Raw genomic sequence first — 15,920 nt, 5'->3', positions numbered from 1 at the left:
ATATTCGGCAATCACATCAAGCAGCGACCTAGCTGGAGGAGGGTGTCAATACGTTTTACCAAGAACCTTTTAAGTTTTACCAAGAACCTTTGCGATGGCTTTCTCCAATCTTGCCATCCCTGCCTGAATATCTTCATCAGGAATAATCAGTGAAGGAGTGACCCTTAAAATATTGGGTCCTGCCACCAGCAGCATGAGCCCTTCTTCCCCTGCCGCCGCTAAAAATTCTTTGCCTCGTCCATGCCATTGCTCTTTCAATTCCGCGCCAATGAGCAACCCTCTGCCACGGATATCGCTGAACAGTTGATGCTTGTCATTGATGGCGGCAAAATGCTCGCGAAAAACAGCGTGTTTGCGTGACACACCAGCAAGCAACTGGTCATCATTGATAATGTTAAATGCCTCGAGCGCCACAGCACAGCCGAGGGGATTACCGCCGTAGGTGCTGCCATGCGTACCAAAATTAAAGCTGTCTGCCACTTTATCCGTTGCCAGCATAGCGCCAACAGGGAAACCACCACCGAGGGCTTTGGCGCTGGTAAGAATATCAGGCTCAATGCCACTTTCCATATAAGCGTACAAATGACCTGTACGACCAACGCCGGTTTGTATTTCGTCAAAAACCAGTAAGGCATCGTGCTTTTTACACAAGGCTTTCGCACCTTCAAGAAACGCCTGCGTGGCTGGTTTGACGCCTCCCTCACCCTGAATAGGCTCAATAACCACGGCACAGGTTTTCTCAGAAATCGCAGCGCTCAGGGCGTCGAGGTCATTAAATGGCAAATGATCAATGCCCCCAGGCAAAGGCGCAAAACCTTCCCGGTACTTGGCCTGACCGCCGACACTGACGGTAAACAGGCTGCGTCCGTGGAAGGCACTGTTAAAGGCAATGATTTCATTTTTCTCAGGACCAAAGTGATCGTGGGCGTATTTTCTGGCCAGCTTGAAGGCGGCTTCGTTGGCTTCGGTACCTGAACTACAGAAAAAAACCTTGTCCGCGAAGGTGTGGGTAATGAGTGCCTGCGCCAGGGACAGGGCCGGTTCATTTGTATAAACGTTACTTAAGTGCCAAAGCTTTTCGCTTTGCTCTTTGAGCACCTTCAGTAACGTTGGGTGGCAGTGGCCCAGAGCATTTACAGCAATACCACCGGCGAAGTCGATATACTCCTTTCCCTGCTGATCCCACACTCGGGAGCCTTTTCCCCGCACGGGCACCATGGTCTGAGGGGCATAATTGGGTACCATGACCTGATTGAACGTGTCACGGGTTACGGTATATTCAGTCATATTACATCATCCTTTTTATTCATTTATTGCTATTATCAGCCAATTTGAGTCTACAGTTTTTGCATGGGGCGACACGGAGTTTTCCGTTTTCGCTGTTAACAACCTGATTTCTGTATCCAGGTTCCGCTTAAGTAGGGTGAAATAATAAACAAATCTGAGCCGTAAAGGGGAGGAATGTCAAACGTGCAGGCAAAGAGTCGTCTTTTAGCGCCACCTGTTGACAGTCAGCCTGTGACCTTTTTGCTGTTACCCGGCTTTTCACTCATCAGCTTCTCATCCGCCATTGAGCCTTTATTTGAAGCAAACAATCAACTCGGGAGAAAAGCCTACCATAGCAGAACAGTGTCCGTTGATGGTCGGCCTGCGCAAAGTACTTCAGGGGTAAATATTCAGGTGGACAGTGATCTGCCACCGGTCAATCAAGATGAAATTATCTTTCTTTGTGGCGCTGACAAACAAAGCGATCACCACCACGACGGCAACCACCTGACCTTGCGCTGGCTGAAGGCAGTGGCACCCGAATGTAAAGCCGTCGGTGCTATTGGCTGTGGACTTGAGGTGCTCGCTTGCAGTGGGCTGCTCGATGGCTACAGTGCTACGCACTTTTCAAAAGCGCTATTAGACTACAAAAAGGTAAGGTGGTTACACTACCCTGTTGAAATAGACAGAAATCGCTATACCTGCCAAGGTGGTCAATCATCATTGGATCTGATGCTCGCGCTGATCAAACAGCACCATGGGGCTTTACTCTGTGATGCCGTCGCCGAAGTCTTTTACCACGAGCCACGGGGTTATCGTCGCCAGGCATTCTCTCCTGTCAAGGAAGAAGGCATGGCATCAGCGCCTGATTCCAAATTAAGGGAAGCGCTTGATCTTATGCGGGCGAATATTGAAGAGCCTTTAGGTTCCGACGAGTTGGCATCCCATGTGGGCGTATCCAGGCGCCAGTTGGAGCGACTATTCAGAGAAAACCTGCAAACGACACCTTCCCGTTATTATCTGCAATTGCGCCTTGAAAGAGCCCGAAGATTGTTAAAAGAGGGTGATGCTTCCATAGTACAAGTTGCCCTTGCTGCCGGGTTCTCCAATGCGTCACACTTTAGTACGGCATACCGAAACCATTTTCAGTTGACACCCAGAATAGAACGTCAGCGCTCAAGAGACTTGAAAATGGTGGCATTGAAGCGATCGTTATCAGTCAACAAAGACTAATTATCACCACCAACAGTCGCAGGTACGACCGTTGGCATATGACGGTTGTGTCTAGCCCGGATATTTCATAAACACGCTCCTGGCCTTGCTTGCTCTTTGCGGCTCTAAGGGAGTTTATGAAATATCCGGGCTAGGAGCCTGTCGGACTTAAGACCATTTCGGCCTAAAATCCAGAAAGCGCGAGAAAGCTCGAAAGCATAAGTCCGACAGGCTCCTGGCAACCGAACGTACTACAGAGCCTGAATAATTTCTTCTGCTGCTGTGTAAGGAAGTTCCAGCGCATCAGAAACATCACGGCAGGTAATATGCCCCTTGCACACATTCAGGCCATTGAGCAAATGCCTGTCATCGGACAATGCCTGCCTGATGCCCTTATTAGCCAGCGCCAGCGTATAAGGCAATGTGGCATTATTCAGTGCCATGGTGGAGGTACGGGCAACAGCGCCTGGCATATTGGCAACACAGTAATGCACAACGCCATCAACAATATAGGTGGGATCCGCGTGAGTGGTAGCAACAGCCGTTTCCGCACAACCACCCTGATCAATGGCCACATCGACAATAACGGCCCCTTTTTTCATGCTGGCAACCAGCTCGCGGGTAATCAGTTTGGGCGCTGCGGCACCGGGCAACAGTACGGCACCGACAACCAGGTCGGCAGAGATTACGTGTTCAGCCAGGGCCTGGAATGTGGAGTAAACTGTTTTGATGCGGTTATCAAAGCGGTTAGACAAACGACGCAGAACATCCAGTGAACGATCCAGAATGACCACCTCAGCCCCCATACCTACCGCCATTTCAGCCGCGTTTTCACCCACAACACCACCACCGATAATGACGACTTTGGCAGGTTCAACGCCTGGTACACCGCCCATCAGGACAGCACGACCACCGTTGGATTTCTCCAGAGCACTGGCGCCGGCCTGAATAGACATACGACCAGCAACAGCAGACATAGGCGCCAGCAGAGGCAAGCCACCGGTTTTGTCAGTCACGGTTTCGTAGGCAATGCAGGTGGCACCGGATTCGATCAGATCGTGGGTTTGTTCAGCATCAGGTGCCAGATGAAAGTAAGTAAATAACGTGTGATGTGGCTTGAGGCGAGCACGCTCTTCGGGCTGAGGCTCTTTGACCTTGACAATCATTTCCGCCTTTTCAAACACTTCATCAGCGCTCTTGAGCACTTCAACGCCGGCCGCGCGGTAGTCATCATCACTAAAGTCAATACCCTCACCCGCTTTGGTTTCAACGAACACTTTATGACCATTAACAACCAGATCATGGGCAGAAGCAGGGGTTAAGCCAACACGGTATTCGTGAGTTTTAATTTCCTTGGGTATGCCAATGTGCATGTTCAACTCCAATGGGTAGTAAAGTCAATCTACTGGCTGTCTTATATCAAGAAAAGCGTCTAAATGATAGAAGCTGTATTTTTTACAGAATAGAATTTTCACACATCATAAAATGAAAAATAATGACCATGATCATGTTCATTCACCTTGAAATGTTTCTTCACAGTTTAATTTGCTTGTAGCGCTCTTGTGCATTGTCGCGTTATTTTGGCTTTGATGGAGTGTACTGCTTTTGGACACCTGACTCTAATCATTAGAGAACGCCTCGAGGTGAGCAATGAGCAGTGACTGCTCCCCCAACTAATGAGGCTGTCGCGAAACGCTGAAATACACCCCGCACAGGGAATGTACAGGAACCACACGCTATGGAAGGCACTCTAACCGCACGCGTCATCGGGGTTTAGTGATTCATATCCTTGTGGCATAGATCCCTTACAATTACCCTGTACGGGATAACGACGGAGAAAATTAAGAGTTTCGCGACACCCTCTAGAAGTCAGGGGTAGAAGTCAGGGGTAGAAGTCAGGGGGCTTACGGAAAAAATGTTAAGCGCAAGATGCAACAAGGCATGAGTCGAAAAACTGATTATTGAGATAATGTCTGCATTGAAAGCTACTACAACAGAAAGTGGTGACATAATACATCGGGTTATGTCAACCCTGAACAGTTACAGTTACAAAAAATTGCATAACATTGCATAACATTGCATAACATTGCATAACAGAGTTTCCATTTCCAGCACCCAAAATCAAAGATGTTTGCGCAAGAACTTATGTGACCTGTATTAAACTACGGCTTATTACACAGCATCACTAAATTGATCAACATGTTCTTTTAATATGAAAACAATAGCCATTATCGAGTATCTTGCTTCAAAGTCATTAACATTAAAACACATTAACGCCAAAAGCTGCTTTATAATACACCGATAACTATCATGTAAATCGTAAAGACAACTAAATCTTTTCATTTCTGCCATATTCTTTTTTGATTGATCAAAAAGCCTTTCAGGAAGATGTATAAAGATACCAGAACTTTGCAGGTAAAAAGATGAACAGTTAATGTTTTTAAAAAAAACTTTAAGTAAGGCACCATACCCTTCACTGATCATATTAAATAATTCTAATTTTAGTTCTTCTGATTGCAGCGCCAGTGTCTCTAAAATACTTTTATAGTAGACCTCCCCTAATTCGGATTCTATATTCATACTAACAGATAAACTTTGACCAACCCCCTGATCAAAAAAACCTGAATCAGAAAGGCTTAAGGTGACACGTTTCACTTCACTTTCTACATTCGAGGAAACAGATATATTCGAAAGCACGATAAAAACATTCCTAGACAGTGTGACTTTCTTATTCTAGCCCACAAAATAGAAAAAGTATCAATCAGGGCAATAAAAACAAAATATTGAGTACTATTACCAGCAACCTATCCTAACTACACGATTGCACCGACAACCTAAACGCTAGGAGCCTCACCTCGCTACTTCCCTTCCCAGTATTTTTTTGCGTTATCGAACGATGGTCTTCTATGGTTTTTATTCCACAATGGGTTTTGGGGGACAAAAAATTCCTTACTGTGAAGCTTACTGATAATGTCTTCCATCTGAGACTCATCAAAGACCATAGCTACAGTAAAACCCAACTCTGCGTTTTCAGGAATAAAGACGGTGATTGGATAATTTTCAGACTCTTTAGAAAATGGATTAAATGCATCAGTGCCATGGTGAATGACGGGATATTTCCTGTTAATAACCTCATTCCCCTGCCTGATAAGATCTTCCACTCTTTTTGACGCATTGCCGGTATCAGGTTTTTCATTGGATAAAAAATCTTTCAACAATAGATCTTTGGTATGCTGATTTTTATAATTTTTTGTATTCTTATTAATCAAACTTGGCGAAACCATTGGGTTAGGTACCCTGTCATATCCCCCTAAATCTAATTCTTTCATAGGAATCGCTTCAAACAATAAGTCTATATCGGCGGTTAAAGGCATGGGCTTTTCACCCTCTTCGGTGGGCGCATGGGCCAGCACTTCTATTGGCTTTTCTTCCCCGCTTTCTGTTAAGCGATAGGTGTCCCAGGTTCCATTATCATTTTTTCGCGCAACCTGCTTGCTGAGCTTTCCATCCACATCATTTCTTTCTCTCACAGAAACAGTCCATTGTTCCTTTCCATTTTTATCCACACCCTTTATTACATCTTCAAAGAAACCAAGACTTTCCAACTCCTTTATTCTTTTATCACTAATTGACAGATGGGTTTTTCTGGCAAAACCACTACCGTTGTCCGCTATATTTCCCCCAGAAACTTTAGTATCATTATTTTTTTTAAAAAAACTATTTTTTTGCTGTTTTTTAAGACACTCTGCCACAGACTTACTTAACTTATCCACTTCTGGACTTCCTGCTTTTTTACTAAGATTTTGATCAATCGGTATAGTGCCAGCCTGAAGCCCCCAATTAGCGCTTTTCCCTTTAATATGGAAACTTTTGGTAGGAAAGCCATCTTCCAACAACTGCCTGGCAATTCTTTCAACATGGCGCACAGCAACGGCACTCTTTCTTATATCTGCGAGTTTCATGAGTTTCACAAGCATATCCTTCGGTATTCCCTGACCCGGATGCTCAACAATTTTATTCAAATCAGTAATCATCCCACTATCGGTATTCTCTTCTTTTTTATTGACTGCCACCTTTCTACTATTAATAGGCGTACTAACAGGCGTGTCTTTTTTTGCTTTTGGCCCAACGCCTTTAACTGTGGGACTCACATGAGAGGCAATCTCTACTTTTCTCTGCTTGAATTCTGTCTTTTCTGTCTTTTCTGTCTTTTCTGAGTTATCACTTTGTAGGGCATAGGTTATTGCCTTATCTCCTGAACCCTGAAGCTTAGCCATTAGGATAACCTCAATTTTTTTATAGTAATATCTCCCTTTATCGACCGATGACGGCTTTATTGAAAAATTAACGCTCCCTGTTTTTGACTCAAAAGGCAGGACTGTTCACACCCTTTTTCTGTAGCTTAGAAGCGGTCTTAAACGTCTGCGCGGAGCAAATCAAGAGAAACAGAGAATAAAAAGCCGATATTGAGAGGCGACAACCATGCTGATGACATAGGGGGGATGTAAGCGAGGCTTGCAAAGCAGACCATTTGTTGTATTCTCTATCTGTCAGGCGTTTCTAGCGATTACGCTACCTGACAGGAAACGCAAAATACCTCCGCTTTCTGCCCGTGTATCTCAACAATCCAAAAGGTAGAGCAGATTGTCGAATAAGGCGTATACCGCTACTGGTAAGGGATACGCCGCGGCAGAGCATTGCCGTCTGGTAGCAGGAATCCCCGTCGTTCACGCCGGGGAGGATGTCAATCAACTAAATGTGTAAATGGCTTTGTCAACCCGAGGTAAGTCAACGAACAGTCTCAAAAACAGTCTTAAAAGTCTGCCCGTAGCGAGAATCAAGAGAAAGAGAGGATAAAAAGTCGATTTAAAGAGGCGAATAGTCCCCTGCTTAACAAACAAAATCAGCTTTTTAAACCACTTTATCTCTGGCCGCGGTGGCAGTGTGCCTTTTAAGGCTACTTCTCAGTAAACTTCTCCCTGAAACGGTTAATCTCATCTCTTCCCCCATCTCTTCGTACTTTCTAACGGGTTCTCCCCATGTCTAACACACAACAAAGGCATCAATCATGAAAAAAACAATGATTACTCTCCTGCTCCTACTGACTGTGCCACTGCTATATGCACAGGAAGTCACCCTTGTTAATAATATAAAGACCACTCAGACGCAAAGCGGGGAAAAACCACCCAAGCCATCATCCCCATCAGTCATCAAACGCATCAGTGTTTCCGTTCATGATGGCAAGACGAAAGAGTACTCCCTGGCTTACCCAAACAGCCCAATGGAAACGGCAAAGATCACCCTCAATAAGGGAGCACGCTACCAGATCAATGTTGAGGGCATTAACAACCACTGGTACCACACAAACGAACTCACCTTTCAACCAGGAAATACCCAAGGCAACACTGAATCCATCACTATTAATGGGAAAGGTTTGCCCTATACCGTTGAACGTCAGGGCGAAATCATTTCATCATTCTACAATGAGCAAAACTGGCTTGCCTACAAAGTAAATTGCACCCACCATTCGGGGGATGGCCTTGATGGGGTACAGTGTTTACTCAACAACCCAGCGGAAGACAGCCCTATCCGTATTTCTACTCTTCAAGCGGCCAGCCAGATCACACCCTACCAATCCGATGGTGTGGTATTTATTGATACCAAATCCGCCAAGCAAAATATATCTGACAAAAAGTACAAGGTTACCCTGGCTCGCCTGGCTCCCTTGTACGGTCATGAGCAGCTGGAAATTTCAGATAACCAAGGTCACACCGTAGGATGGGGAGTCCTTCTTACCTCAGAAAAAGCCCCCCCGTCCAAGATCAGTGATCTTAACAAAGGCAGGTTTATTCCTGCCCCCTGAGCGGCTCCTGTGAGCCTACATCTGCGTTTTTTTAGAAGCCGATGACTGCCCGGCAACCGGTGTGTCTGGAGCTGGCTGCCGTACAGGGGATATTTTCTGACTATCGGGTGAGAAAGTTTGCAGTATTATTTTGTCACCGTCTAAGAGAACAGGGTAAAAGACCTGGCTACCGCAGTCTGACCGCACTCCATGATGCGGTACTTCAGGGTCTGCCACACGGGGAGGATGTGCCGGCGCGGGGAGTCTGCGGTCTAGCATGTGTGGATGACCGGGAAAACCGTTTTGCCATACATAAGTTGGAGGCAGCAAGGGGCCAGCGGCATGAGTTGGGCCAAAAGGAGGCATACAGCCAAATGGATGTGATGGATGTGATGGATGTGGATAGTAAAAAGGTAAGCCAACAGATGCTGAATCTGGCGGAAGTACGCTATCGTCCTTTGTTGGTTTTTTTTGTCTTTTACGAGGCTTGCCAGAGGAAGGCTGAGGCTCACTAGAAAGAAGCTCGCCAGAGTGAACGGGTATCGCCGCCCCCCTCCTTTTCCTGGGTAAGACAGGTGTTATTTTGTCTGTACTCGCGGCGGTTTTATGGGCACAAATTACAGGGGGTAGCGGAATCTGGATGTCAGTCTGCATACCAACGTCAATACCCTGCCTGCTGCTTTGATTACCCGGCATCTGGGTTTGTTGGCTGTCAGTCTGCATGCCAACGTCGATACCCTGCCTGCTGCTTTGATTATCTGGTATTGGTATCTGGGTCTGGCTGTCAGTCTGTGTACCAACGGTGATACTCTGCCTGCTGCTTTGCTTACTTTCAGCTTCATCTAACTGTTTTCTAAGAGCCGTAACACTGTTACGAAGGGTTGATATGATATCATTTTGCGCTGAAATGGCTTTTTCTTTTTTTTCCAGTTCTTCCTTATCATTTGCGGCTTCAAGTTCAATATCGATAATCTCCTGTTCGTGATTATTTTTAAGATCAGCAATCTGCTCTTCATATTCAACCATTTTTGATTCATGATCTTGTAACGTTCTTAACAGTTTACCTTCATTTTCTTTCAATGATTCCAGTCTGCCTTGCAGATAGTTATTTTTTTCTTTTAATTCCGCCAATTCTTTTGATTCGCACAGGGGAGGCTGTGGCTTGTTCTGCATTTTATTTAAATAATCAAATTTTTCCATAACCACTTTGTCCCACAAGTTTTCAACAGCCTGCTCCCACTTTACTACTGGCACATTAAGTGCTTGGTTATTTTGCAATATAAACTCTGGCTCATTTTCCTGTAAATAATTGCATAAATAGTCACCCAAACTGACACCTTTTTCACTCTCACAATCATAACCAAAGTGAATGGGACCTTTAGGTTTAACACATAAAGCTATTGTTTTTTCTGATGATTTGAATAAAGCCAATAGTTTTGTGGTAGATGACTTATCAATAACCGACTGACAGGCAAGGAACAGCTCAAGCTTGGTACTGACCTTGTCATCAAATTCAGGACTACGCTTACAGCCACTTCCGTTTCTTTTACCCGGGGTATACCCTAAAGCATGCTTGTGAATTTTTTGTTTACGCAGTACTAATCGGTTGTTTTTTATGTACCCCAGTAACATTTTACTGGGATCACTAACATAGTAACCGTATTGACTAATTTCACTGGTTTCTTTAAAAGCAATCATTGTTTGTACTGATGGCGGATCATTATTAAGATTTACCTCCAGGCTTCCTCCTGCTCTTTGGTGCCCCTCCGGGTATTCTTTGCCGATATATTGAAACGGTATACGAATGATCCCGGACTGTTTTTCTTCATAAGTAAGCAACTCAATCTTTACTTGTTTAACAGGCAAAGGTGATGATGAAGGTGAGGATAATCTATTGCTGAATGCTTCTGTAATTTCTTGAATGATACGAATACTTGCATCATCGCGGTTTCTCGTTACCCTTCCTATTTTCTCAATATATTCACATCCGTATTCTTTTTGATAATTATTTTTTATGTTGGTACGCGCTACTCGATGATAGTGAACCAGATGAATGACTTTTTCTCCCTCACTGTTGGTATAAATAAAGCAACCGCCATCAGGTGGAACAGTCGCTCTGCAAATACCTTTGGCTTGGTCATAGAAGTAGGGAGAGCTTAACTCCAGCCTGTAATCATCAGGAATGCCGAGGGATTCGAGGTAACACTTTTCTGTTCTGGCAATAACCGAGATGATTAAAAGGGTGTTGCTATCGGGATCAAGGTTATCAGGCTTTAAATAGTGGACATCTTCAATTTCTATTGCCATTGCGGTCGGCACACAGAGCGTGAGGGCAGTCAAGAGAAGGCCAAATACGGCTAATATCCGGGAAAGAAAGTGTCTATTCATAGCATCACTGGCAAATGGTTTATTCAAAAAATTCTGCTAAGCATAGTCGCTATTTTAACGTTGCAATAATTAATTGTTCGATAAATTCTGGTTACGTGCCAATCGCACTCAATCAAGCCCTCATTTTTTTATTACCCCAATGCAGGCCTGCTTGCCGTACATTAATTCAATATAATAACGCAAAACTTTATCGTAACTGTCCACAGTGTTATCTTGCGGCCTTTGCTCAGGGTCTGCTAACCTTTGCCGGTAAAATGTTGCGGAAAACCACTTTTTAAAATAATAAGCAGGTGCGATATGCGCATATTGGCTTTCATATGTGAAGCGTGTAAGAACTATAACTTAACTGACACAGATGAGCATGGCGGTGCCGTATGTATTTCGTGTGGTCTTCGTTGCGGGCCAGATTCCGAGAGGTTCTTTGATTTCGACAGGCCTGTAACAGCGGCTGTTTTAGGGTGTGGCTCGCTACAAAGACCAGGCTGGAACGCTTGCTGGCACCCTTACACAGTAGATACCTATGATTGCAGGAGTTCTATAGAACCAACCATTGTAACGGATCTGAATAGTCCTTCCTTTAAGGATCTTAGAATTTGTCATTACGATATTGTATTAATGGAGTATTTACCCGATTTACATCATTTAGGGTCACCCTGGTTGTTACTAAAGCCAGGTGGGCTACTCTTTATCCTACAAGGTGGCCTGGACTTAAGCTGGTTGGTTTTAGAAAAACAAGCGGCTGAAACAGGGGGCAAGGACGAGCATAATATAACCGTTGAATCGGTGAGAATATTGTATCAAGCCAAAGGCGCTGTCACTTTTGGTCACTCAGGGTCGTCATGTATATCACGCGAAGCGCTGTCTTTTATATACAGTCATTTTTTTTGGGGTAAACGTTGCTATGATATATCCCCTTCAAACTGTCTGTTTTTTTTCAAGAAAAAGTAACACCCATCTGCCCCCTACCCGATAGATAATCATTCAAATATAAACCGCCTGACATCACATAAAGAGTTACAAACATTGGTATTCATTCCCAACGCCCTATGCTCTATGCGATTGTATTGATCTCCATGAACATAATCGGCATCGGTAAATACATGTTCACCTGATGTTGGGAAAAATAGATAGATGACACCTTTTACGCCCGGCGGTTCATAGCTTCCAACAACACGGACAGCCTTCGACTCTCTTGATTTGATGCTGAATATATGCCCATGCCCAGCCCCGTTGATTTTTAAAAAACTCCTATAACAATACCCGAGTAAATTAGACCACATATTGCCTGGTGCCCTAAGACCCATCATGGCATAAATCGCCAGTGTTCGCATTGATTCTATTCCGGAAAAACAAGGGATGGTATCTGGTTGTATAAAACGAAGGAGGCTATCTGGTTCTAGAGAATCAAGAAGGCTATCGTCAGGTTCTTCTTTGTTCAATTCAGGCAGTGTTGCTGGAATACCATAGGGCGGATGATTTGGGTGTAACATTCTGGGAATTTTGGCAGCAACAAGCTGCATTCTGACGTCGGGGTTAAATATTCTTTCAGGTTCTTTTGAAGTGATACCGTGTTTGTAAATGACAGAGAGCCAACTCATTGTCGCTAAAGTCTCAAGTGCCTCAAGAACGGGGGCTGGAGTATTTGATTTCTGTGACAGACCCGGGATGTAGTTAGCACCAAAAGCAGCGGTTTCTGTCAATTTTAAAGTAGTGCTTGGTCTCAACATAGTTGTCCCTCAATTCATTGTATCAATCCAAAGGCGCTGTCACCTTTGGTCACTCAGGGTCATCATGTATATCCTATAAAGCGCTGTCTTTTATATACGGGCATTTTTTTTGTGGTCGGCGTCACAATACTATATCCCCTTCAAAATGTCTGTTTTTTTTCAAGAAAAAGTAACACCCATCTGACCCACTACCCGATAGATAATCATTCAAATATAAACCGCCTGACATCACATAAAAAGTCACAACTATTGATATTCATACCACCTATGTAATCACGTTCTATACTATCCAATGCATTTACTGCATAATAATCAGCTTCGGTAGAATAATACTCACCTAATGTTGGGAAAAATAGATATAAGACACCTTTTTCTTCCTGCGGTTCATAGCTTCCGAAGACACGGGCAGAAGAAAACAACGTTGATTTGACTCTGAACATATGCCCATACCCAGACCCATTATTTTTTAAAAAACGCCTGTAAGAAAACCCGGGTAAATTAGACCAAATATTGCCTGGTGCCCTGAGCCCCATCATGGCATAAACCGCCAGTGCTTGCATTGGCTCTACTGCGAAAGAACCAAGGGGGCTACGAGCGCGCTCTTTGTTTAATTCAGGCAGTGTTGTGAAAATACCATAGGGCGGATTATTTGGGTGTAACATTCTGGGAATTTTGGCAGCAACAAGCGCCATTCTGTGTTTTCCAGGGAGACTTGCATCGTAATTGCTCCTGACAGAGAGCCAACTTATTGTCGCTAACGTTTCAAGTGTTTCAAGTGTTTCAAGAGCGTGTTCTGGCATATTTGATTTCCATGACAAACCCGGGATGTAGCTAGCACCAAAAGAAAAGAATTTTGTAAGCATAGTTGTCGCCTCAACTCACGCGGCTTGACTTAGTCGCCCGAAGACCGACCTCTGGATTCAACCAGAGTTCATCCAGCTCCTGATTTCTCGTTGTCCTTTTATCTCATCTATCTCATCGTTCCCGATGGCGCGGCTTAACCTGCTGATACAGCTTTTTTCGTTGGCTCTTAATGAGTTCCGGGGAGCTGCCAGAAACAGGGCTTTCCCCACTACAACCATCAACTGTCTTGACGTATAATAGCCCAATTATTAAGCTGTATGATCTCCTCGACAACGCCATGTGCTATGAACGCATATTTCAAAGGTTAAAAGAGACAGCGTTACTTTTGCGGCGCTGTTTAGATAACTCTCCAAAATACATTAAGCGCCTTGTCATTTAGTTGATGAACTCTATGAATTGGCATTCAAAGTGGTGGGTAAAGAAAATCATTTTTTACAGGATATCAGGAGGTTTATATTTGAATACCCCACTGGCGGGTAGTGGTTCAGATGCGTGCTCTTGCATGAATACCTACTGGTCTACCGGCTTTTCTGAAAAAACACCCCCTGATCAACCTGAAAAGAAAGCACACGAAATCTACTTCCCCGAAGGCTGAAAGCACCCCCTGCTCTCGATACAACATAACCCTTGGTACATACTATGGTCTGTTCAAAGACAGCTTCTTTTGGTGCTGAGTACCTACTGGGTCTATCAATGAAATTTCCAAACCCCGTTCTTGAGGAATTTGAAACGTTAGCGACAATGAGCTGGCTCACTATGACGCACAAACACGTTGAAAGTGTCCCTGTAAAAGAGAGAATGGCACTTGTTGCTGCCAGAATTCCCAGAATGCTATGCCCAAATAATCGGCCCTACCATGTTTCAGCAAAACTTCCCTTAACCCTTTTTCCTAACATTCCTTTCCCACCAGACAAACTGCAAACACTGATAATTTATGGCATGATGGGTCTTAGACCAAGCAATTTTTGGCCTGATGAATTGAGGGATCACTTGGCAAGGTTTATAGAATGTGATGAATCCTGGTATGGGCATATATTCAGACTCAGCTCATCGTCAAGACCCTTTCCTGGTCGTGTCTTTGGAAGCTATTACCCCCTGAGAAAATCAAATAAAGTGTATCTATTTTTCCCAACATCAGGTGAGTATTTAGCTCAGAGGAATGACTCTGACTTAAAAGATCAATTCCTGCGCTTAATAATTGAGCTGGTGGATCCCAATCGTGAACTATTTTTTTGTGACGTCAGGGGTTTTATATTTGAACCACATCCCCAGCCCCAGTCACCGTCTAGCTGTACCCTCTTATGATTTTTCCTGCTAAGTAAGGGGCAGTCAGGTTAGTAGCGTAAAGCGCAATGAGTAGAAATTAGTAGCACCAGAAAAAACGACTGTTGTTGTCTGATTTTTGGGATCCATTTCAGTTAAAAGTGATGGGTAAAGAAAGTCATTTTTTATAGGATATCAGGAGGTTTATATTTGCATGCACCTCTGTCGGGTAGTGGTGCAGATGTGTGCTTTTGCATGAATATCTACCGGCTTTTCTGAAAAAACACCCCTTGATCAACCTGAAAAGAAAGCACATAAAATCTACTTCCCCAAAAGCTGAAAACACCCTCTGCTCTGGATACAACATAACCTTGGACACATACTATGACCTATTCAAAGACAGCTTCTTTTGGTGCTGAGTACCTACTGGGTCTATCAATGAAATTTCCACACCCCGTTCTTGAGGAATTTGAAACGTTAGCGACAATGAGTTGGCTCACTATCACGCACAAACACGTTGAAAGTGTCCCTGTAAAAGAGAGAATGGCGCTTGTTACTGCCAGAATTCCCAGAATGCTATGCCCAAATAATCGGCCCTACCATCTTTCAGCAACACTTCCCGTATTAACCCCTTACCATCAAGACCGTCCTTTCCCACCAGAAACACTGGAAGCACTGATAATTTATGGCATGATGGGTCTTAGACCAAGCGCTATATGGCCGTCTCAATTCAAAGCTCACTTGGTAAGGTTTATAGAATGTGATGAATCCTGGTATGGGCATATATTCAAACTCAGATCAACGCTACCACCCTATACCGCTCGTGTCTTCGCCAGCTATCACCCCCTGAGAAAATCAAATAAAGTGTATCTGTTTTTCCCAACATCAGGTGAGTATTTAGCTCAGAGGAATGATTCTGATTTAAAAGATCAGTTCCTGCGCTTAGTAGCTGAGCTGTTGGACCCCAATCGTGAATTCTATTTATGTGACGTCAGGGGTTTTATATTTGAACCACCCCAGACCGAGCCCCAGTCCCCGTCTAGTTGTCGCATCTTATGATTTTTCCTGCTAAGCAAGGGGCAGTCAGGTTAGTAGCGTAAAGCGCAATAAGTAGAAATTAGTAGAGCGAGAACAGCGCCCGTAGCGAGGATTACGAGAAATTGAGGATAAAAACTTCTGCTTCGGAGGATAATAGTGGGGCTATTTGACGAAGAAACAGGAATTTTTAGACCCATTTATCGCAACCGCAGTAGGGCAGTCTATTCTCGGTCAGGCTCCTAGTGGTGCCAAGCTCTAATATCCATCCCCTCTATGCTACCAATGGCCGAGCTTTGTAAGTCCACTTAAATGGCTTGGCC

The 15,920-nt window shown here is 44.2% G+C and carries 12 protein-coding genes; 5 read left to right on the top strand and 7 right to left on the bottom strand.

Annotated elements, in window-relative coordinates; translation table 11 throughout:
• Window positions 1–69: 69 nt before the first annotated feature.
• Window positions 70–1,287 carry an aspartate aminotransferase family protein gene (locus tag V4C51_RS02025; RefSeq protein ID WP_330924453.1) on the bottom strand — a complete coding sequence of 406 codons (1,218 nt, stop codon included), beginning with the start codon at window positions 1,285–1,287 and terminating at the stop codon, window positions 70–72.
• A gap of 174 nt (window positions 1,288–1,461) precedes the next feature.
• Between V4C51_RS02025 and V4C51_RS02020 the strand changes: the two genes are divergently transcribed.
• Window positions 1,462–2,499 (top strand): GlxA family transcriptional regulator, encoded by a 1,038-nt coding sequence (locus V4C51_RS02020; RefSeq protein ID WP_330924452.1) that lies wholly within the window; start codon window positions 1,462–1,464, stop codon window positions 2,497–2,499.
• Between the two features lie 230 nt (window positions 2,500–2,729).
• Here the strand turns inward: V4C51_RS02020 and ald are convergent, their stop codons facing one another.
• The 3 genes from ald to V4C51_RS02005 all read right to left on the bottom strand — a co-directional run bounded on the left by ald (window position 2,730) and on the right by V4C51_RS02005 (window position 6,755).
• The gene (ald, locus tag V4C51_RS02015; protein ID WP_330924451.1) at window positions 2,730–3,851 is read right to left on the bottom strand and encodes an alanine dehydrogenase; all 1,122 of its coding nucleotides are present in this window, start codon (window positions 3,849–3,851) and stop codon (window positions 2,730–2,732) included.
• A gap of 799 nt (window positions 3,852–4,650) precedes the next feature.
• Window positions 4,651–5,175, bottom strand: coding sequence for a hypothetical protein (locus V4C51_RS02010; protein WP_330924450.1), 525 nt, complete (start codon window positions 5,173–5,175; stop codon window positions 4,651–4,653).
• Window positions 5,176–5,336: 161 nt separating this feature from the next.
• The gene (locus V4C51_RS02005) at window positions 5,337–6,755 is read right to left on the bottom strand and encodes an anthrax toxin-like adenylyl cyclase domain-containing protein (protein WP_330924449.1); all 1,419 of its coding nucleotides are present in this window, start codon (window positions 6,753–6,755) and stop codon (window positions 5,337–5,339) included.
• 791 nt (window positions 6,756–7,546) lie between these two features.
• Between V4C51_RS02005 and V4C51_RS02000 the strand changes: the two genes are divergently transcribed.
• On the top strand, window positions 7,547–8,341 hold the full coding sequence (locus V4C51_RS02000; RefSeq protein WP_330924448.1) for a hypothetical protein: 795 nt from the start codon (window positions 7,547–7,549) through the stop codon (window positions 8,339–8,341).
• A gap of 15 nt (window positions 8,342–8,356) precedes the next feature.
• Here the strand turns inward: V4C51_RS02000 and V4C51_RS01995 are convergent, their stop codons facing one another.
• Window positions 8,357–10,735: a hypothetical protein gene (locus V4C51_RS01995; RefSeq protein WP_330924447.1), complete on the bottom strand. Its 2,379-nt coding sequence runs from the start codon at window positions 10,733–10,735 to the stop codon at window positions 8,357–8,359.
• 270 nt (window positions 10,736–11,005) lie between these two features.
• Between V4C51_RS01995 and V4C51_RS01990 the strand changes: the two genes are divergently transcribed.
• Window positions 11,006–11,656: a hypothetical protein gene (locus tag V4C51_RS01990; protein WP_330924446.1), complete on the top strand. Its 651-nt coding sequence runs from the start codon at window positions 11,006–11,008 to the stop codon at window positions 11,654–11,656.
• A 29-nt stretch (window positions 11,657–11,685) separates the two neighbouring features.
• Here V4C51_RS01990 and V4C51_RS01985 read toward each other — a convergent pair whose 3' ends face one another.
• Together V4C51_RS01985 and V4C51_RS01980 are read right to left on the bottom strand one after the other, a co-directional pair.
• Window positions 11,686–12,408 (bottom strand): hypothetical protein, encoded by a 723-nt coding sequence (locus tag V4C51_RS01985; protein WP_330924445.1) that lies wholly within the window; start codon window positions 12,406–12,408, stop codon window positions 11,686–11,688.
• A gap of 230 nt (window positions 12,409–12,638) precedes the next feature.
• Complete coding sequence (locus V4C51_RS01980; RefSeq protein ID WP_330924444.1) at window positions 12,639–13,298, bottom strand: hypothetical protein; 660 nt, start codon at window positions 13,296–13,298, stop codon at window positions 12,639–12,641.
• Window positions 13,299–13,756: 458 nt separating this feature from the next.
• On the opposite strand from V4C51_RS01980, the gene V4C51_RS01975 reads away from it, so the two are divergent.
• Together V4C51_RS01975 and V4C51_RS01970 are read left to right on the top strand one after the other, a co-directional pair.
• Window positions 13,757–13,894: a hypothetical protein gene (locus tag V4C51_RS01975; RefSeq protein WP_330924443.1), complete on the top strand. Its 138-nt coding sequence runs from the start codon at window positions 13,757–13,759 to the stop codon at window positions 13,892–13,894.
• 1,052 nt (window positions 13,895–14,946) lie between these two features.
• A complete protein-coding gene (locus V4C51_RS01970; protein WP_330924442.1) occupies window positions 14,947–15,621 on the top strand; it encodes a hypothetical protein in 675 nt (224 codons plus the stop codon).
• Window positions 15,622–15,920: the final 299 nt, after the last annotated feature.

This window comes from Candidatus Sororendozoicomonas aggregata (assembly GCF_031528575.1).
GTDB lineage: Bacteria > Pseudomonadota > Gammaproteobacteria > Pseudomonadales > Endozoicomonadaceae > Endonucleibacter > Endonucleibacter aggregata.
This window is presented reverse-complemented; position numbering and strand designations above follow the sequence as displayed.

What these genes read in the sequence shown, in the direction of transcription:
- V4C51_RS02005 (WP_330924449.1), bottom strand. Translation starts at nt 6,755, where the DNA reads ATGGCTAAGCTTCAGGGTTCAGGAGATAAGGCAATAACCTATGCCCTA.
- V4C51_RS02025 (WP_330924453.1), bottom strand. Translation starts at nt 1,287, where the DNA reads ATGACTGAATATACCGTAACCCGTGACACGTTCAATCAGGTCATGGTA.
- ald (WP_330924451.1), bottom strand. Translation starts at nt 3,851, where the DNA reads ATGCACATTGGCATACCCAAGGAAATTAAAACTCACGAATACCGTGTT.
- V4C51_RS02020 (WP_330924452.1), top strand. Translation starts at nt 1,462, where the DNA reads ATGTCAAACGTGCAGGCAAAGAGTCGTCTTTTAGCGCCACCTGTTGAC.
- V4C51_RS01970 (WP_330924442.1), top strand. Translation starts at nt 14,947, where the DNA reads ATGACCTATTCAAAGACAGCTTCTTTTGGTGCTGAGTACCTACTGGGT.
- V4C51_RS01980 (WP_330924444.1), bottom strand. Translation starts at nt 13,298, where the DNA reads ATGCTTACAAAATTCTTTTCTTTTGGTGCTAGCTACATCCCGGGTTTG.
- V4C51_RS01990 (WP_330924446.1), top strand. Translation starts at nt 11,006, where the DNA reads ATGCGCATATTGGCTTTCATATGTGAAGCGTGTAAGAACTATAACTTA.
- V4C51_RS02000 (WP_330924448.1), top strand. Translation starts at nt 7,547, where the DNA reads ATGAAAAAAACAATGATTACTCTCCTGCTCCTACTGACTGTGCCACTG.